This window comes from Nocardiopsis sp. NPDC055824 (assembly GCF_053616335.1).
On sequence record NZ_JBSHDN010000138.1, the window covers coordinates 1 to 17,835 of the forward strand.

14 protein-coding genes are annotated in these 17,835 nt (G+C 74.0%); 5 read left to right on the plus strand and 9 right to left on the minus strand.

Annotated features, from left to right (window positions below; genetic code table 11):
• Positions 1 to 13 precede the first annotated feature (13 nt).
• A complete protein-coding gene (ahcY, locus tag ACWGL3_RS22960; RefSeq protein ID WP_267948303.1) occupies positions 14 to 1,450 on the minus strand; it encodes an adenosylhomocysteinase in 1,437 nt (478 codons plus the stop codon).
• 128 nt (positions 1,451 to 1,578) lie between these two features.
• Between ahcY and ACWGL3_RS22965 the strand changes: the two genes are divergently transcribed.
• A complete protein-coding gene (locus ACWGL3_RS22965) occupies positions 1,579 to 1,995 on the plus strand; it encodes a MerR family transcriptional regulator (RefSeq protein ID WP_267948302.1) in 417 nt (138 codons plus the stop codon).
• 119 nt (positions 1,996 to 2,114) lie between these two features.
• Positions 2,115 to 3,296 carry a hypothetical protein gene (locus ACWGL3_RS22970; protein ID WP_267948301.1) on the plus strand — a complete coding sequence of 394 codons (1,182 nt, stop codon included), beginning with the start codon at positions 2,115 to 2,117 and terminating at the stop codon, positions 3,294 to 3,296.
• Between the two features lie 68 nt (positions 3,297 to 3,364).
• On the opposite strand, the gene ACWGL3_RS22975 is transcribed toward ACWGL3_RS22970, so the two are convergent.
• The 4 genes from ACWGL3_RS22975 to ACWGL3_RS22990 form a co-directional block, all read right to left on the minus strand.
• Positions 3,365 to 4,684: a serine/threonine-protein kinase gene (locus ACWGL3_RS22975; RefSeq protein WP_267948300.1), complete on the minus strand. Its 1,320-nt coding sequence runs from the start codon at positions 4,682 to 4,684 to the stop codon at positions 3,365 to 3,367.
• A gap of 158 nt (positions 4,685 to 4,842) precedes the next feature.
• Positions 4,843 to 5,019: a Trm112 family protein gene (locus ACWGL3_RS22980; protein WP_082376097.1), complete on the minus strand. Its 177-nt coding sequence runs from the start codon at positions 5,017 to 5,019 to the stop codon at positions 4,843 to 4,845.
• An 88-nt stretch (positions 5,020 to 5,107) separates the two neighbouring features.
• Positions 5,108 to 6,460: a phosphomannomutase/phosphoglucomutase gene (locus ACWGL3_RS22985; protein WP_267948299.1), complete on the minus strand. Its 1,353-nt coding sequence runs from the start codon at positions 6,458 to 6,460 to the stop codon at positions 5,108 to 5,110.
• 109 nt (positions 6,461 to 6,569) lie between these two features.
• Positions 6,570 to 7,001 carry a DUF3499 domain-containing protein gene (locus ACWGL3_RS22990; protein ID WP_267948298.1) on the minus strand — a complete coding sequence of 144 codons (432 nt, stop codon included), beginning with the start codon at positions 6,999 to 7,001 and terminating at the stop codon, positions 6,570 to 6,572.
• A gap of 236 nt (positions 7,002 to 7,237) precedes the next feature.
• On the opposite strand from ACWGL3_RS22990, the gene ACWGL3_RS22995 reads away from it, so the two are divergent.
• Positions 7,238 to 7,633 (plus strand): metallopeptidase family protein, encoded by a 396-nt coding sequence (locus tag ACWGL3_RS22995; RefSeq protein ID WP_267948297.1) that lies wholly within the window; start codon positions 7,238 to 7,240, stop codon positions 7,631 to 7,633.
• Positions 7,634 to 7,959: 326 nt separating this feature from the next.
• On the opposite strand, the gene ACWGL3_RS23000 is transcribed toward ACWGL3_RS22995, so the two are convergent.
• The 4 genes from ACWGL3_RS23000 to ACWGL3_RS23015 all read right to left on the minus strand — a co-directional run bounded on the left by ACWGL3_RS23000 (position 7,960) and on the right by ACWGL3_RS23015 (position 15,172).
• A complete protein-coding gene (locus ACWGL3_RS23000; protein ID WP_452461767.1) occupies positions 7,960 to 9,528 on the minus strand; it encodes a DUF5719 family protein in 1,569 nt (522 codons plus the stop codon).
• A gap of 3 nt (positions 9,529 to 9,531) precedes the next feature.
• Positions 9,532 to 12,975: a glycosyltransferase gene (locus ACWGL3_RS23005; RefSeq protein WP_267948295.1), complete on the minus strand. Its 3,444-nt coding sequence runs from the start codon at positions 12,973 to 12,975 to the stop codon at positions 9,532 to 9,534.
• 302 nt (positions 12,976 to 13,277) lie between these two features.
• Complete coding sequence (locus tag ACWGL3_RS23010; RefSeq protein WP_014908913.1) at positions 13,278 to 13,565, minus strand: WhiB family transcriptional regulator; 288 nt, start codon at positions 13,563 to 13,565, stop codon at positions 13,278 to 13,280.
• A 239-nt stretch (positions 13,566 to 13,804) separates the two neighbouring features.
• Positions 13,805 to 15,172, minus strand: a complete 1,368-nt coding sequence (locus ACWGL3_RS23015; protein ID WP_452461768.1) for a hypothetical protein — start codon at positions 15,170 to 15,172, stop codon at positions 13,805 to 13,807.
• A gap of 249 nt (positions 15,173 to 15,421) precedes the next feature.
• On the opposite strand from ACWGL3_RS23015, the gene cofD reads away from it, so the two are divergent.
• Together cofD and ACWGL3_RS23025 are read left to right on the plus strand one after the other, a co-directional pair.
• On the plus strand, positions 15,422 to 16,423 hold the full coding sequence (cofD, locus tag ACWGL3_RS23020) for a 2-phospho-L-lactate transferase (protein WP_267948293.1): 1,002 nt from the start codon (positions 15,422 to 15,424) through the stop codon (positions 16,421 to 16,423).
• The gene (locus tag ACWGL3_RS23025; RefSeq protein ID WP_267948292.1) at positions 16,420 to 17,715 is read left to right on the plus strand and encodes a coenzyme F420-0:L-glutamate ligase; all 1,296 of its coding nucleotides are present in this window, start codon (positions 16,420 to 16,422) and stop codon (positions 17,713 to 17,715) included. Before cofD ends, ACWGL3_RS23025 begins: the two co-directional genes overlap by 4 nt.
• Positions 17,716 to 17,835 lie beyond the last annotated feature (120 nt).

Here is a 17,835-nt window from a genome sequence, read left to right on the forward strand (position 1 = left end):
CCGGCGCCCGGCACTAGTAGCGGTAGTGGTCGGCCTTGTACGGGCCGGCGACGTCCACCCCGATGTAGGCGGCCTGCTCCTTGGTGAGCGTGGTCAGCTTGACGCCGAGGGCGTCCAGGTGCAGGCGGGCGACCTTCTCGTCCAGGATCTTCGGCAGCGTGTACACGCCGATCGGGTACTCGTCGGGCTTGGTGAACAGCTCGATCTGCGCGATGACCTGGTTCGTGAAGCTGTTGGACATCACGAAGCTGGGGTGGCCGGTGGCGTTGCCCAGGTTGAGCAGGCGGCCCTCGGACAGCACCAGGACGGACTTGCCGTCGGGGAGGGTCCACTCGTGGACCTGCGGCTTGATCTCCTTCTTCACGATGCCGGGGACCCTCGCCAGGCCGGCCATGTCGATCTCGTTGTCGAAGTGGCCGACGTTGCCGATGATCGCCTGGTGCTTCATGCGGGTGATCTGGTCGGCCATGATGACGTTGAAGTTGCCGGTGGTGGTGATGAAGATGTCACCGGTCTCCAGCACGTCCTCCAGGGTGGTCACCTGGAACCCGTCCATGGCGGCCTGGAGGGCGTTGATCGGGTCGATCTCGGTGATGATGACGCGGGCGCCCTGGCCGCGCAGCGCCTCGGCCGCGCCCTTGCCGACGTCGCCGTAGCCGCAGACCACGGCGACCTTGCCGCCGATGAGCACGTCGGTGGCGCGCATGATGCCGTCCGGCAGCGAGTGGCGGATGCCGTACTTGTTGTCGAACTTGCTCTTGGTGACGGAGTCGTTGACGTTGATCGCCGGGAAGGCGAGGGTGCCGTCACGCTGCATCTCGTACAGGCGGAGCACACCGGTGGTGGTCTCCTCGGTGACGCCCTTGATGCCCTCGGCGATCCCGGTCCACTTGGCGGGGTCCTCGGCCAGGCTCCTCTGGAGCAGGGACAGGACGACCGCGAACTCCTCGCTCTCCGCCGTGGAGGGGTCGGGGACGGACCCGAGCGACTCGAATCCGGCGCCCTTGAGGACGAGCATGGTGGCGTCGCCGCCGTCGTCCAGGATCATGTTGGGGCCGTCGGCGCCGGGCCAGGTCAGCGCCTGCTCCGTGCACCACCAGTACTCCTCCAGCGTCTCGCCCTTCCAGGCGAAGACCGGGACGCCCCTGGGGTCCTCGGGGGTGCCGTCGGGGCCGACGACGACCGCCGCCGCGGCGTGGTCCTGGGTGGAGAAGATGTTGCAGCTGACCCAGCGGACCTCGGCGCCCAGGGCGACGAGGGTCTCGATGAGGACCGCGGTCTGCACCGTCATGTGCAGCGAGCCCATGATGCGGGCCCCGCTCAGCGGCTTGCTGTCCCCGTACTCGGCGCGGGTGGCCATGAGACCGGGCATCTCGTGCTCGGCGAGTCGGATCTCGTCGCGGCCGAAGGAAGCCAGGGAAAGATCGGCGACCTTGAAGTCGAAAGCCATGCGTTCCTCACTCGTGGTGGTCGTTGCGACCACGATTCTAGGCCCGCAGGCCCGGCACCAGCACAAAGCTGACAAAGTCCTGTCAGATTCGCGCCGACCGGTGGCGGCGTTCGGTTAGGGTCGCGTGCATGGCCGCCCTCGACGACGCACCGCCCGCCCCCGACCGGACCACCTGGCCGACGGGCCCCGTGCCGATCTCCGCCGCCGCGGAGCGGGTGGGCACCACGGCCCGGATGCTCCGCTACCGCGAGGGGCTGGGGCTGCTGCCCCGCACCCAGGAGCAGCCGACCGGCCGGGGGCACCGGCACCGCCGCTTCACCGAGGAGGACCTGCGCACGATCGGCGTCGGCCTGGAGCTGGAGCGGGAGTTCGACATCCCTCCCGCCGCCCTGGCGTTCGCCCTGCGCGTGCTCGCCGAGCCCGACGTCCTCGCCCGTGTGCGCACGCACGGGGAGCGGCTGGGCAGGCTCGCGGCCGCCCCCGCGCGAGCCCTCGACTTCGAGAAGCAGAAGGCCATGCGTCTGCTCGACGGCCGCCGGTCCTGATGTGACGGGCGTGGACGCGCGTGAACACGAAGGGTTCACACGCGCGTGCGTCCGGTCACGGCCACAGGTGAAGGCGTTCGGCATGTTTTGGCAAACTGCCCACGGGCTACGGAGAGGACGTGGATACCCTACGCAGCGGCGCGGCTCTGGACCGGCTCCCGAACCCCGTGCGCGAAGACCTGATGGACGTCGACCGGCTGCGGGTGATCTGGGCCCAGCACCGCCAGGACCGTCCCCGCGACGCGCGCGGGGAGGCGCGGCGGGAGCTCACCCGGCGCCGTGTCCGGGCGCTGGGCGGCGGTCCGGCCCTGGAGGAGCTCGTCGAGTCCGCCTCGGAGGACCGGAGGTGGGGTGAGCCGGTCACGGCCGCCCACGTCGCGGAACTCGCCGAGCGCGCACGCGCCCTGCCCGGGGACGGTCCCACCCGCTCCCCCGGCCTCGCCCTGGACTCCGAGCACGCGCTCCGCCTGGCCGGGGCCGCCTCCGCCCCCGTGCACCCGGTGGTGCGCGCGGCCCACACGTTCGCGGAGTGCTCCGCGGTCCTGGACGAACTCGCCTCGGTCGCCTCCGGAGACGGCCCCCGGCAGCGGGCGGACCCCGACGACCGGCCCTGGGCCCTGCCCTGGGTGCTGGCCTCGCTGGTGCTGCGGAGGGCGGACTTCCCCCCGCTGGTGCCCGACCGCCTCACGGAGCCCCCGTCCTCGGGTGCGGACCCCGAGCAGCGCTTCGCCGGGCTGGTACGGCACTTCGCCAAGCTGGTCAAACGGTCCCTGCGCGAGGAGCTGAGCTGGTCGTCCGACAGCACCGCCCCGGCGCCGCGTTCGCCGGTCTCGCCGCTGGCCGCCGTGACCCGCCGCCGCGTCCAGGACTACGTGCGGTCGTGCAGGGAGCCCGTCGCCCTGATCCTGCGGGCCCTGGACCCCGGCGCCCGGGCCATCGTGCACTCGGGCGGCTCCGACGCCCCGGCCCCGGAGAGCCCGGTCGCGGCGACCGCGGTCCGGGCCGTGCTCACCCCGGGCGCGGCGCACTGGTGGACGGCCCTCGAACTGGTGGTGGGCGAGGCCTCGCTGTCGCTGTGCGTGGTCGTGCAGGAGATCGGGCGGCCCCGGACCGGTGTCCTGGCGGTGTCCGCCGACGGGCGCCTGACCACGCCGGACGGGGTGAGGGACGCGCTGGGCATGTCGGGGACCGACAGCGTGACCGTGATGCCGACCGACTGCGTGGACGACCGCTGGCCCCAGGTGCGCGACCTCGTGGACGAGGCCGTGTCCCGCGCCATGAACGAGCTCACGCGGGTGTGACGCGCGACCGCGTCCCTCCCCGGAGGGAGGCGGGAGAGGATCGCGCGTGCGCCGCCCCCGCGGGCGGATCAGCCTCCGCCGAGGGCGATCAGGATCAGGAGCAGCAGGAGGATCACGATGGTGATGAGGACCGCCGGGATGACCCAGCTCTGCTGGAGCACGGAGTTCTGCTCGACCGGGCGCGGCATGGGCTGCCGACCGCCGGGGCGGGCGTAGGACTGGTTGGGGGCCATGCCCGTGAGCATCGGGTTGCCCGCGTTGTGCGCGCCGTGGTGCATGGCGTGCGGCTGCTGGTGCTGCGGGTACCCCGGACGCGGGTTGGACGTGCCGGGGTGGCCTGGCCGCGGGCCGGAGGCGCCCGGGTGGCCGAACCCGTGCCGGGGGTCGGGGCCCCCGGGGTAGCCCGGCATGCCGGGGCGCGGGTTGGAGGAGACGGGCGTGTAGCCGACGGCGCCGGCCTGGGGGCCCGTCGGCGGCTGGGGCCGGTACGGCGTCTGGCCGCCGGTGGCCGGGGTCGCCTGGGCGATCTGCTCGCCCTGCCTGACGACGTCGTCGGTGGACGGGCCGCTCGTCTCCGGTCCGTCGTGGCCGAGCAGGCGCATCAGCAGCGTCTGGGCGTTGGGCCGGTTGGCGGGGTTCTTGTCCAGGCACGACTCGACGACGGGGCGCAGCGCCTCGTCGACGCCGTCCAGGTCCGGGGGCGCGCTGACCACGCGGTGCACCACGGCGGGGACGGTGTCCGAGCCGAACGGGGCGCGTCCGGAGGACGCGAACGCGATCACGCACCCCCACGCGAAGATGTCGCACTTGTCGGTGATGCCGCGGCCCTCGATCTGCTCGGGGGCCATGTAGGAGGGCGTGCCGACGATCGAGTTGGTCATGGTGGCGGTGCCGTCGTCGACCCGGGCGATGCCGAAGTCGATCACGCGCGGCCCGTCCGGGCCGAGCAGCACGTTGCCGGGCTTGAAGTCGCGGTGGACGATGCCCGCCCTGTGGATCGCGACCAGGGCGGTCGCGGTGGAGACCGCGAGCCGCTGGAGCGTGGACCCGCGCAGGACCGCGCCCTTGGCCACGGTCTCCTGGAGGTCCTTGCCCGGGACGAACTCGCTGACCACGTACGGGGGGTCGCTGTCGAGCTGGGCGTCGATGATCGCGGCCGTGCAGAAGGAGGCGACCTTCTGGGCCGCGCGGACCTCCTTCTCGAACCGCTTGCGCAGGTCCGAGTCCTGCGACCACTGGTCGTTGAGGACCTTGACCGCGACCTCCCCGCCGTCCGCGTCCTCCGCGAGGTAGACGACGCCCTGCCCGCCCTTGCCCAGCCGTCCGGTCACGCTGTACTCGCCGAACGAGGAGGGGTCGCTCGGAAGCAGCGATTCGGAACCGGGCATCGGGGTCCTCCAGGGAGGTCGTCTTGAGCGGGGCGCGCAGGAACAGGGTACGGGTTGCGGGGAATGCGGGGGTGCGTCCCGTCATGCCCCCAGGAGGGACCTCATCCCCTGCCGCACACGATATGACTGCCGGAACAGCCGTGCCGTTCCATCCGACCTCAACCGATTTTTCGCGCCTCGTCGACGAGCAGGACCGGGATGCCGTCCCGGATGGGGTAGGCGAGACCGCTCTCGTCGCAGACCAGCTCGTCCGTCTCGGGGTCGTGGCGCAGCGGGGCCTGGCTCTGGGGGCAGGCCAGGATCTCCAGCAGCCAGTCGTCGATCTTCGTGCTCATGGTCCTCGTTCCTCGTGTGTGTGCGGGGGCGGGGCGGCCGCCGCGCCGGACGGCGGTGCGGCCGGCCCCTCCCCACCATGATGCCTGTTCAGGCGCGGATGACGGCCAGCACCTCGTCGCGGAGCCCGGCCATGGACGCCTCGTCGGGGGCCTCGACGTTGAGCCGCAGCAGCGGTTCGGTGTTGGAGGCGCGCACGTTGAACCACGATCCGCCGGGGAGGGAGACGGTCAGTCCGTCGAGCTCGTCGACGGTGGCGCCGTCCCTGCCTGCGAACTCGGCGCGCACGGCCGCCAGGCGCCCGGGTGCGTCGGCGACCTTCGAGTTGACCTCGCCCGATCCGGCGTAGCGGGAGTACTCCTCGGTGATCCGGGAGAGCGGACGGTCGTCCGTCCCCAGGACCCGCAGGACGTGCATCGCCGCGAGCATACCGGTGTCGGCCCGCCAGAAGTCGCGGAAGTAGTAGTGGGCGGAGTGCTCCCCGCCGAAGATCGCGTCGGTCTCGGCCATGGTGGCCTTGATGAAGGAGTGCCCGACCCGGGTGCGGACGGGGACGCCGCCCCGCTCGCGCACGATCTCGGGGACGGCCTGCGAGGTGATCAGGTTGTGGATGATCGTGGACCCGGGCTCGCGCGCGAGCTCCTCGCCCGCTACCAGCGCGGTGACGGCGGAGGGCGGCACCGCGTCGCCCCGCTCGTCGACGACGAAGCAGCGGTCGGCGTCGCCGTCGAAGGCCAGGCCGATGTCGGCGCCCGTCTCGCGCACCTTGGCCTGGAGGTCGACCAGGTTGGCCGGGTCGAGGGGGTTGGCGGGGTGGTTGGGGAAGGTGCCGTCCAGCTCGAAGTAGAGGGGCACGATCTCCAGCGGGAGGCCCTGTTCGAGGACGGCGGGGACGGTGTGGCCGCCCATGCCGTTGCCCGCGTCCACGACGACCTTCAGCGGGCGGATGCCCGACAGGTCCACGAGGCCGCGGAGGTAGTCGGCGTAGCCGGGGAGGAGGTCCTGCTCGGTGACGTTCCCGGAGGGCCCGTCGTGGGCGGGGACGCCCTCCTCGGCCAGGCGCCGGACCTCGTCCAGGCCCGTGTCGGCGCTGATGGGCGCGGCCCCGGCCCGGCACATCTTGATGCCGTTGTACTCGGCGGGGTTGTGGCTGGCCGTGAACATGGCGCCGGGCAGGCCGAGGTGGCCCGAACCGTAGTAGAGCAGGTCGGTGGAGCCCAGCCCGGTGAACACCACGTCGAGCCCCTGGCCGGTGACCCCTTCCGAGAAGGCGGCGGCCAGTTCCGGCGAGGAGGGGCGCATGTCGTGCGCGACGACGACGGCCTCACCGCCGACGACACGGGCGAAGGCCGCGCCGATCGCGCGCGCGATGTCCGCGTTCAGGGTGTCCGGGATCACACCGCGCACATCGTATGCCTTGAAGATGCTTCCGAGATCAGCCACGTCTTCTCCGGACGGTCGGTCCTGCTCCACGTTCGTTCCCGCGCGTGTCCTTCCGCGCGGTACCAAGCTAGCAAGCGGCGGCGCGGCGACCCCACCGGCACCGCGGTGTCTAGCGGGGTTCGGACGGACCCGTGTACGGCCGGCCGGCGGGGCCGCCCGGCCGCTGCTGGTCGCCCCGGCCGGGGTCGGACCTGACCACGCGCAGATGACCTCTGCGCAGCGTCTCGGCGCCCTCGCCGACCTCGTCGGGGGGTGTGCTCCGGGCAGGGGGGCGGGCCGCCTCACGCACGGCGTCGGCGAGGGCCTCCAGGTCGTCGCTGCCGGGGCCGCCTCCCGCCGTCTCGACGGGGAGTCGGACGACCTCCCAGCCGCGCGGCGCCGTCAGGCGGTCGGCGTGCATGGCGCAGAGGTCGTAGCAGTGCGGTTCCACGTAGGCGGCGAGAGGACCGAGGACGGCCGTCGAGTCGGCGTAGACGTACGTGAGCGTGAAGACGGCAGGCTGCCGGCAGGCGGTACGGGAGCAGCGGCGAACAGGGCTCACAGCGTTCGACTGTATGCCTTTACTGAGGGACACGCCAGCATCGTTCCACGAGCTGGTCTGTTCGCGCTCCATCCACGGCCCCGCGCGCCGCCCCGGGCGGTCCACGGGAGGGGCCGGGAGGCCCGGGATCCGGGAGTCGGCCACCTTCGCTGCGGAGGGGACTACGCGCGGGGCCCCTGATGGCTTAGTCTCGAAGTGTGCGACGAGTGCGCCTTTCCAGTGGCCAACCAGACCGAATGCGGCGCCGGGACCGCCGCGGCCGAGGCATCCGCGGTCCTCTCGTGCCCTCTGACCTGCCGGTGTTCCGCAGCCGGGCGCAGGCTTTCGACGATCTCGTCCTGGACGCCGTCGAACGCCTCGAACGTCTGTGGGCGCGCGAGCTGGCCAATGTCGACTTCCTCGTGGAGGACGTCCCGCCCATCCCGCGCCACGGACCCCTCTCCGAGGCGATCCCCTTCTCCCGCCTGGAGACCGACCCCTCGGGCCGGTCCCGCATCGTGGTGTACCGGCGCCCGGTGGAGATCCGGACCAAGGATCCCGAGGAGATGGCCCTCCTGGTCCACGAGACGGTGGTCGAGGAGGTCGCCAACCTGCTCGGCGTCGAACCGGAGTCGGTCGACCCCGAGAGCTGACGCCCCGTGCCCGCGGGGCGCCGCCGGCGTCCGTGCGGTCCGCGAGCCCCGGCCGGTCCCGGCGGCCGGACCCGCGACGGGGACGGGGCCGCGGCGAAGCGGCCATCCGTCCTCGACCATGCGGCAGGCCGGCGCCCGGCGGGTTCGGCGTCGGCGTGGACGGTGGTGGAGCGGGCGTGCACGTCCAGTCCGACGGTCGTAGGCTCGAAAGACACCGGGACCTCCCACACATGTAGGCACTACCTTCCAGGTTCTACCTGGTCGGCAACCCACGGCAACGTGTGAGCGAGGTCCCGGCCTTTCAGCGAACCCTCCCTGCATACCGTCTAGGGGACGATCCCCACCATGCTGTCGCGCACCACCGGGAGCGGGATCTCGACCGGGGCGGGGCGTACCGGCAGCACGCTCACGCCGTCCCCGTCGCGCAGCACACGGGCGACGTGGAGGGAGGAGCCCTCCAGGAGTTCCAGGCGGACCGCGTACCCGTCCTCCGGGTCGGCGCCCGGCGGGGCCTCCCACGGGTCCTCCTCCGCGCCGAAGACGACGGTGGTCCCCGCGGCGACCGCGACGCGCACGGCGTCCCCCTGGGTGCCGTCGGCGGTGACCGGCGTGGCCATCAGCGAGGCGTCGCCCTCCACGGCGCTCAGGACGAGCTCCGTGTCCGTGCCCTCGGGGACGTCGGGCAGGACGGCCGTGGCGTCCAGCGGCGGGCCGAGCGGCGGCACGGCGGACGTGTAGGCGGTCTCGACGACGTCGTCGCCGTCCATCGCCTCGGCGGCCACGCCCGCGACCACGGGCACGTCCGACTCCACGACGACCGCCCCCGCCTCGCCCCCCAGGACGCTCTCCAGGGTCACCCAGGCGGCTGCGGCCGGGGGCACGGCGACGACCAGCGGGTCCTCCGCCGTCCCGGAGCCGCCGACGCCGGAGGCGTCCTCCTCCCCGCCGTCCCCGGACGAGGCGACCGCGTGGACGCGCACCTCGGCGGGCTCGTCCCCCGGGGCGGCCAGGACCAGGTGGCGGCGCCCGTCCCCGCCGAGGATCCCCGGCACGACGTGGTGCACGGCGGGCGCCGCCGTGGGCGGCACCCAGTCGGCCCCGCCGGAGGCGTGCTCGGCGAGGAGGGACGCGGCGACCCGGCCCGTGCTGGTGCGGACGTGGACGCCGACGGCCCCCGTGCTCCGGACCAGCTCGGTCAGGTCGAGCTCGGTCGACTCCCCGGCCAACAGGGAGATGCCCCGGCTCTCGGAGGAGTAGGAGGGGCCGCCCTCGGTGTAGACGTCCACGCTGACCGTCGCCCGGGAGTCCTCGGGGTTGGCCAGGAGGGCGGTGATCGCGTCGACCTCCACGGCCTCGCCCCCGCCGGCGCCGGGCAGGGCGAACCACGTGCCGATGGAGGGCTCGACGCAGCGCACCTCGGTGACGGAGCCGCCGGAGAGGGTGGTCTGGGCGGCGTCGAGGCCCGAGGCCAGGGAGCCCTCGGCCCGGACCGCGGTGGGGCCGGAGGCGTCGGAGGCGTCGGCGCTCCACACCCGGCCGGGCTCGGTCAGCTCGTCGCCGAGGAGGTCGCGTCCCGCGGCGTCCTCCGCGTCCCCGGAGCCGCTCCCGTCCTCCGCGTCCCCGTCCTCCTCGGGGGCGGCCGGAACGGACTCCGCCCACAGCTCTCCCTCGTCGTCGCGGCCCACCCGGGGGGCGAACGCGGCGACGGTGCTGTCGCCCTCCTCGTGCGGGGCCGGACAGACCCGCACCGCGTGGTCGGGGCGCACGGCGCCCGGCTCGGTGACCCCCAGTTCGGCGGTCACGGGCCGGGTGGCGAAGGCCACGCCGAACAGCGCGGCCAGGGCCAGCGCGACCAGGCCGAACAGCGCGAAACGGTTCTCCACGATCAGTCGCACGGACTACTCCTCCCGCTCGGTCCGGGACGCTCCGGCGCCCCCGTCGTCGGCCCCGCGCCGGCCACCCGCGCGGCGCCTGCCGGGGGCCTTCCTCCGGACCCCGCGGGCGCCACGCGTCCCACGGCGTTGTCCCCCCTCGGGGGTGACGGGCACGGAGCCCGTGCCCGGTCCGGCGCCGGGCTCCGGCGCGGGCGCGGCCGCGCCCTCCTCCGGCCCGTCGGCGTCCTCCGTCCCGGTCGGGGGGCGTCCCGGGCCCGGGACGGGGCCTCCGCGCCGGGAGCGCCCCCTCCGGCGCGAGTTCACGCGCAGCCGCTCCGGCCGGCGCGGGCGCGGGGCCGGGGTCGACTCGATCAGGCGCACCTCCTCCTCCGTGCGCACGCCCGGCGCGGCGAGGACCGCGGCCGCCAGGAGCAGGATCCCCTGGGTGGCCAGCCAGGCGACGTGGACGGGGTCGGTGTGCCACACGCGCAGCTCGCCGCCGTCCACCGGGAGCTCCCACGCCTGGGTCCCGCCCTCGGTCGCGACCGGGGGCAGTTCGGCCCCGTCGAGGGTGGCGTGCCAGCCGGGGTCCGCGGCCTCGGCGAGGGCGAGGCGCCGCCCGGTGCGGCCCTGGGGCACCTCCGCGGTCCGCTCGTCCCCCGAGCCGCTCACCCGGAGCGGCTCGGAGCCGGCGCCGTCCTCGGAGACGACGCGCAGGGTGCCGGTGGGGACTCCCACCTCCCAGAGCGCGTAGTGCTGGGACAGCGACTGCCTGCCGAGCCCCGGGGTGCCGTCCAGGGTGTCGACCATGGTCGCGTCGGCGGGGCCGCTCACCTCCGGGCGCGGGTAGAGCACGTACTGGACGCCGTGGTCGGCCAGGGTGTGGACCTGGTCGCTGCCCTGGCCCGCGGCGAGCCCGGCGACGGCGCGGTCCATGGCCGCGCGCGCCCCGGCCGGGGGGACGATGCGCTCCTCTCCGAGGCGGGGCTCGCGCCCGCGCACCACGACGTAGTCCACCCCGCCCTCCCCGTCCGGGGTGACCACGAGGGTGCGCGGCTCGGTGCCGCCGCCGTCGGCGCCGGTCAGCGTCCCGGGGACGACGGGGGTCGCGCGGGCGGTGAGCGGCCCCTCCACCCCGTTCCACATCCACAGGGCGGCCGCGGAGGCGGGGGTGGTCAGGGCGAGCACCGCCACGGCCACGGCGAAGACCCGGCGCGCGCCGCCCAGGCGCACCATGTCGCCGAAGGAGCGGGCGGCGGTCGCCGCCGACAGCAGGACCGCCGTCGCGGCGAAGGCGAGGGCGACGCCGGGCCAGACCGGGGCGGGCGGCCCCCCGTAGTAGGGCTCGATGACGACGCGGGCGGTCAGGATGGCCACGAGGACGCCGAAGAGCGCCAGCGACCACCCGGCGGCGACCAGGACGCGGTTGCGGAGCAGGAGCAGTGAGCACAGGGCGGCGACGACCAGCCCCGCCGTCACCCAGAACGGAGGGGTGCCGGGGCCGCCCGGGGAGAGCAGGAGGAGCTCCTGCGGGGCGGCGCCCGGGGCGGACAGCTCGGGGCGGTGCAGCCCGGCCTCCAGCAGCCACAGGGTGGGGTGCAGGAACAGTTCGAGCGACCACGGGAGCAGGACCACGACGGGGAGCCCGAGGCCGATCGCGATGCTGACGTAGACGCGGCGGCCCAGGTGCCCGAAGGCCAGGGCCACGAGGACCCCGGTCACCAGGGACAGCAGCCACACCATGGGGACGAACGCGGTCGCGGCCGCCAGGACCAGGCCGAGGGCCCACGCGGCCCGGCGCGAGGGCCGCGGGGGCATGGCGACGAGCCGCACCAGCAGCAGGCCGAGCACGGGCATCAGGACGTGGACCAGTGCGGTCCCGATCCGGCCCTGGGCGACGGCGCCGGTGGCGACCGGCAGCAGGGCGTACGCGGCCGCCATCCACAGGCGGGCCGGGCGGAAGCCCAGCACCTGCCGGGCGAGGGCGTACGCGGTCGCGCCCGCCAGGGGCACACAGCCCAGGAGGACGACGGTGACGGCCAGCCACGGCTTGCCGAGGGTGACGGTGGACAGCAGGGCGAGGAGCCCGACATAGGGCGGGACGGGCCCGTCGGAGCCCAGTCCGCTGTCGGGGCTGCCGGACAGGTAGAGGGCCCACATGTCGCCGGCGGTGCCCGCGACGGGGGGCAGCGCGCCTCCGGCGAGGAGGTCGCCGAACAGCAGGGAGCGCTCGGCGACGAGCGTGACCGCGGTGAGCCCGAGGAACAGCAGCGCCCCCGGCCGGAGGAGGACCCTGCGCACGAAGCCGTTGCTGTCGGTCGGGGCCTCGTCCTCGTCCTCGGCCGCGGGCGGCGCGGTGACGGCCTGGTGGCGGCCGGGGGTGTTGCGGACGGGCTCACCGGACAGCAGACCGGTGACGACGTCGTAGAACTGGCGCACCGCCACCCCGTGCGCGAGGAACGGGCGGATGGCGCTGTAGGTGCGGCGGCGGTCGCGGCGGCGCCGGAAGCGGGCCCGCGCGAGCTGGAGGGGCCGCACGTACACCAGTGTGATCGCCGCGGCCTCGTCCAGCGCGTTGGCGGGCTGCTTGATGAGCAGGTAGGTCACGACGCGCAGCAGCGACGCCACGGAGTTGCGGACCAGGGCGCCCACCATGCCGCCGAAGGGCAGGTTGGCCAGGAGGACGAAGACCGCGTGGCGGCGGTCCACCCTGCGCGGGTGGTTGCGTGTGGCGGTGATGGGTCTGCGCCTGCGCGCGGAGGCCTCGGCGTGGTAGGCCACCGCGTCCGTGACGAGCAGGGCGCGCAGTCCGGCCCCGCCCACCCTCCAGCAGAAGTCGATGTCGTCGCGGAACAGGGGGAGCGCCGGGTCGAAGCCCCCGAGCCGGTCCCACACGTCGCGGCGGATGAGCATGCCCGCGCTGGAGACGGCGAGGACCTGGCGGTTGCCGTCGTGCTGCCCGTGGTCGAACTCGCGCTGTTCGAGGCCTGTCTCGCGGCGGCCGGCCCCGTCGATGGTGACGCCGACCTCCACGAGGAGGCGGCGGTCGAACCAGTCGCGGAGCTTGGGCCCGAGGACGGCGGCGCGCGGGTCCCGGTCGGCGGCGGCCAGCAGGTGCGCGAGGGTGTCCTCCTCCGGGGTGAGGTCGTCGTGGACGAGCCAGATCCACTCCGTGGCGTCCTCGTCGGCCCCGCGCACGGCGGTGCTCGCGCGGGGCAGCTCCAGTGCGGCACGGACGGCGTCGCCGTACCCGGTGCGCGCGGGCAGGTCGACGACCGCGCCGGACGGCAGGTGCTCACCGAGGATGTCGGCGCTGCCGTCCGCGCTGCCGGTGTCGGCGGCCACGACGCGCTGGACGGGGCGGGACTGGGCGCGCAGGGCCGACAGCGTCTCGGGCAGCCAGCGGGCGCCGTCGTGGGACACGATGACCGCGGTGACGACGTGTCGGTCGGAATCGGGGTCGAGCACGGCTGTGGTGGGATCTCTCCGGGAGAAGGGGGCAGGACCCCGTTCGGGTCCGCGTGGGTCCGGCCGTGGGGCCGGCGGGCGCGTGGGTGCGCCGGGGGCGGCTCGCGCGCGCGGGACATCACGATACGCCACCCGGCGCCATTACGGGTCTATTCGTCTCGCCCCGCCCCGGACCGCCATATCGGCTTATTCACTACCCGGGGGTGTGCGCGGCAATCGTCACCCGGTCGCCCGGAACGGCCGGGAACACGAAAGACGCGCGCCCGGGCCCGTGGCCCGGACGCGCGTCGTGGACGCGTGCCCTAGAGCATGTCCGCCAGGAAATCGAAATCTCCCCCGGCGGCTTTCTTCAGCCTACGGCGCTCGCGTTCGGAGAGTCCCCCCCAGATGCCGAAGCGCTCATCGTGCTCCAGCGCGTATTCCAGGCACTCCGCACGTACCTCGCACGACTGGCAGACCTTCTTGGCCTCCCGTGTCGAGCCGCCCTTCTCGGGGAAGAACGCCTCCGGGTCCGTCTGCGCGCACAGGGCACGTTCCTGCCAGCCCAGATCTTCGTCCGAGCCGTGCGCCAGCGGGATGACCTCGCTCATGCGCACCTCCTGTTGCCCCCCATAGATGTCCCCGACCCATTTTCGTCCCCCGGGCCGGGTGGAATCCCACCTTGAAATTACACGCGCGCCGCTTGCTTCGAGTCAAGCGCCCTGCGTGGTAATCCACTGAATATCATGTAACGAACCGCCAACGGCGACTCGGAGATGTCCGTTCTGTGGATTACCACGCAATTCACGGCCTTCCAGGGCGGTGGAGTGCGTGGAGCCCCGATCGGGGATCAGCGCTTGTCCTCGCTGCCGTACCAGCCCTGCTGGCCACCGGTACCGCCCTGTCCTTGCTGGTCAGAGCCGTATCCGGCGCCGGAGCCGTACTGGCCTCCGTACGATCCGCCGCCCTGTCCGGACGCGTCCGTACCGTTGTTCTCGCCCGAGTTAAAGAATGGATCAACTTTACCCTCGGACTGGGCGTCCTGCGCGGGCCGGCCCTGGTCGGCGCCCTGGTACCAGCCGTACTGGATGGCGTCCTGGGCGGCCTGCTCGCCGACGACGGGCATCTGCTCGGTGCTCTGCGGGGCGTACTGGGCCGGGTCGTAGGCCTGGCCGTACTCGGCCTGCTGGGCGGCGGCGTCGGCCTGCTGGCCGTACTGCTGCGAGGCGTCGTACCCCTGCTGGGCGTAGCCCTGCTGCGCGCCGGTCCCGTACTGCTGCTGGGCGGCGTCGGCCGCGTACTGCTGACCGTACTGCTGCGAGGCGTCGTAGGCCTGCTGCTGCCCGGAGGCGTCCGCCTGCTGGCCGTACTGCTGCGAGGCGTCGTACCCCTGCTGGGCGTAGCCCTGCTGCGCGCCGGTTCCGTACTGCTGCTGGGCGGCGTCGGCCGCGTACTGCTGACCGTACTGCTGGGAAGCGTCGTAGGCCTGCTGCTGCCCGGAGGCGTCGGCCTGCTGGCCGTACTGGGCGTAGCCCTGCTGAGCACCCGTCCCGTACTGCTGCTGGGCGGCGTCGGCCGCGTACTGCTGACCGTACTGCTGCGAGGCGTCGTACCCCTGCTGGATCCCGGACCCGGTCTGCGCGGGGTCGGCCGCGGCCGGGAAGCCCGCGTCCTGCACCGGGTACGCGGGCTGCGCGAAGGACTGCTGCGCGCCGGTCGCGGGCGGGTACTGCTGCGGCGGGTACTGGTACTGCTGCTGCGGTGCGGGCCGGGGCACCAGCGTCGGGTCCCCGAAGACCTTGAGCAGGGCGAAGCCGACGATGCCGAGCACCGCGGCGGAGCCGAGCGTGGACACGAAGCCCGCGAAGCCCAGGCCGATGTTCCCTGCGTCGGCCGCGCCGACGAACTCGGTGATGAGGTTGACCGCGGCGAACAGCAGGCCGACCGCGCTCATGATCATGCCGATGAGCACGATCGGCGACGCCGCCTGGCGCGTGCGCTCGCTCGTCAGCACGAGTGCGGCCGCGGCGGCCAGCAGCAGCGGGACGTGGAGGCCGAAGAACGACCCGCTCGCCCCGCCCATCGCGCCGATGAAGGTGCCCGGGAAGACGGAGCCCGCGATCAGTCGGATGAGGCCCGAGAGCATGGACGCTCCCACCGCGCCGACCAGGACCCAGGCCCCGGGAAGGCGCAGGCGTTCTAGTGTTTCGTTGTTCAAGAGAGGTTCCCCTCTGCTGCTTCTTCGCCGTCGCGTCGGTGGAAGCTTGGCATATCGTCGGACTGTCGGGTGAATCGGCCGCGTCCAGGTGGAGGTGCGGGGGGACACCGGAGCGGGCCGAAGGGGTGAGACGGCGACCTTCGCCCCGGGGTTCACGGACTCCCGGTACCGGAACGGTCACACGAGGGGCGCGAGCCCACGGCGGGGCAGACGACCCATACACGCCCCCAGCCTGCCAGACTTGGACGCATGCGGATAGTCGTACCGGCCGGCGGTATCGGCGGTGCGCGTTTCCTCCGCGGCCTCAAGGCCGCGCTCGGAATCGGCGCACCGGCCACCGACGAGCAGACCACGGTCAACACCATCACCGTCATCGGGAACACCGGTGACGACATCACCCTCTTCGGTCTGAGGATCTGTCCGGACCTGGACACCGTGATGTACACCCTCGGCGGGGGGATCGACGAGGAACAGGGCTGGGGCAGGGCCGACGAGACCTTCACCGTCAAGGAGGAGCTCGCCGCCTACGGGATGAAGCCCACCTGGTTCGGCCTGGGCGACCGGGACACCGCCACCCACATCGTACGCGCCCAGATGATCGCGGCCGGGTACCCCCTCTCCGCGATCACCGAGGCGCTCTGCGACCGCTGGCGGCCGGGCGTACGCCTGATCCCCATGACCGACGACCAGGTCGAGACGCACGTGGTCGTCGACGACGGCGGCGGGCGCCGGGCGATCCACTTCCAGGAGTGGTGGATCAGGCACCGGGCCGCCCTGCCCGCCGAGCAGATCATCAGCGTCGGCGCCGACGCGGCCGGGCCCGCCCCCGGCGTGCTGGCCGCCGTCGCCGAGGCCGACGCCGTCATCATCCCCCCGTCCAACCCCGTGGTCAGCGTCGGGTCGATCCTCAACGTGCCCGGCATCCGCGAGGCCATGGTCGGCAAGACCGTCGTGGGCGTCTCCCCCATCATCGGCGGGGCGCCGGTGCGCGGCATGGCCGACGCCTGCCTGACCGCTATCGGTGTGGAGACCGGCGCGGGCGCGGTCGCCGAGCACCTGGGCCCCGACCTCCTGGACGGCTGGCTGGTGGACGACGCCGACGCCGGCACCGTGGTCGAGGGCGTGGAGGTGCGCTCGCGCCCCCTGTACATGAGCGATCCCGCCGCCACCGAGGCCATCGCCCGGGCCGCGGTCGACCTGGCCGTGGAGCTGGCGGGGCGCGGCGCCGCGGACGGGGGGACCGGGGGTTGAGCGCCGAACTGCGGGTACGCGGCCTCGGCGGCATCCCCGAGGTGCGCGAGGGCGACGACCTGGCCGCCCTGGTCGCCGAGGCGGCGGAGGCCTCCGGGACCCCCCTGGCCGACGGCGACATCGTCGTGGTCACCTCCAAGGTGGTCAGCAAGGCCGAGGGGCGCTCCCGGCGGATGGGCCGGGACGAGGCCGTGGACGCCGAGACCGTTCGGGTGGTCGCCCGCGCGGGCCGCACCCGGATCGTGCAGACGCGGCAGGGCCTGGTCATGGCCGCGGCCGGGGTGGACGCCTCCAACGTCGAGCCCGGCACCGTCCTTCTGCTGCCCGAGGACTCCGACGCCTCCGCCCGGGCGATCCGCGCCGGTCTGCGCGCGCGCCGGGGTGTGAACGTGGGCGTGATCGTCTCCGACACCTTCGGGCGCCCGTGGCGGGTCGGCCAGACCGACGTCGCCATCGGCGCGGCCGGGCTCCCGGCCGTCCAGGACCTGCGCGGCACCGAGGACACCCACGGCAACCTGATGGAGGCGACCGTCAACGCGGTCGCCGACGAGATCGCCGCGGCGGGCGAACTGGTCAAGGGCAAGACGAGCGGTGTCCCGGTCGCGGTCGTCACCGGCCTGGGCGCGCTGGTCACCGAGGAGGACGGGCCGGGTGCGGCCGCGCTGGTCCGCGCCGCCGACGACGACCTCTTCCGGTACGGGTCGCGGGACGTGGTCCCGGCCCGGCGGACGGTGCGCTCGTTCACCGACGAGCCCGTGGACCCCGCCGCCGTGCGGCGCGCGGTGGCCACGGCGGTGACGGCCCCCGCGCCCCACCACACGACCCCGTGGCGGTTCGTGCTGGTGGAGTCGGCGCAGACGAGGAAGAAGCTGCTCGACGCCATGCTGCAGGCGTGGGTGGCCGACCTGCGCGGCGACGGTTTCACCGAGGAGCAGATCGCCCGGCGGACGCGGCGCGGCGACGTGCTGCGCGGTGCGCCGTACCTGGTGGTGCCCTTCCTGGTGGCCGACGGCGCGCACCCCTACCCCGACGCGCGCCGGGCGGACGCCGAGCGGTCGATGTTCCAGGTGGCGATGGGCGCCGGGGTGCAGAGCCTGCTGGTGGGGCTGGCCATGGAGGGGCTGGGCTCGGCCTGGATCTCCTCGACCATGTTCTGCGCGGACGTGGTGCGCGAGGTGCTGGACGTGCCCCGGGACTGGCAGCCGATGGGGTCGGTGGCCGTGGGGCACGCGTCCGAGCCCCCGCGGGACCGCCCGCCGCGCGACCCGGAGGACTTCGTCACGGTGCGGTAGCGGGCGCGGCGCCCCCGGGCGGGACCCGTGTCCACCGCTCCAGGACGCCGGCTCCCGCACCGCGGGGCCGGCGTCCGTCCTTTCCGGGGCCCGCCCGCGGCGGACGGCGCGGGCCCGGGT

What these genes read in the sequence shown, in the direction of transcription:
- ahcY (WP_267948303.1), bottom strand. Translation starts at nt 1,450, where the DNA reads ATGGCTTTCGACTTCAAGGTCGCCGATCTTTCCCTGGCTTCCTTCGGC.
- ACWGL3_RS22965 (WP_267948302.1), top strand. Translation starts at nt 1,579, where the DNA reads ATGGCCGCCCTCGACGACGCACCGCCCGCCCCCGACCGGACCACCTGG.
- ACWGL3_RS22975 (WP_267948300.1), bottom strand. Translation starts at nt 4,684, where the DNA reads ATGCCCGGTTCCGAATCGCTGCTTCCGAGCGACCCCTCCTCGTTCGGC.
- ACWGL3_RS22980 (WP_082376097.1), bottom strand. Translation starts at nt 5,019, where the DNA reads ATGAGCACGAAGATCGACGACTGGCTGCTGGAGATCCTGGCCTGCCCC.
- ACWGL3_RS22995 (WP_267948297.1), top strand. Translation starts at nt 7,238, where the DNA reads ATGCGGCGCCGGGACCGCCGCGGCCGAGGCATCCGCGGTCCTCTCGTG.
- ACWGL3_RS23010 (WP_014908913.1), bottom strand. Translation starts at nt 13,565, where the DNA reads ATGAGCGAGGTCATCCCGCTGGCGCACGGCTCGGACGAAGATCTGGGC.
- cofD (WP_267948293.1), top strand. Translation starts at nt 15,422, where the DNA reads ATGCGGATAGTCGTACCGGCCGGCGGTATCGGCGGTGCGCGTTTCCTC.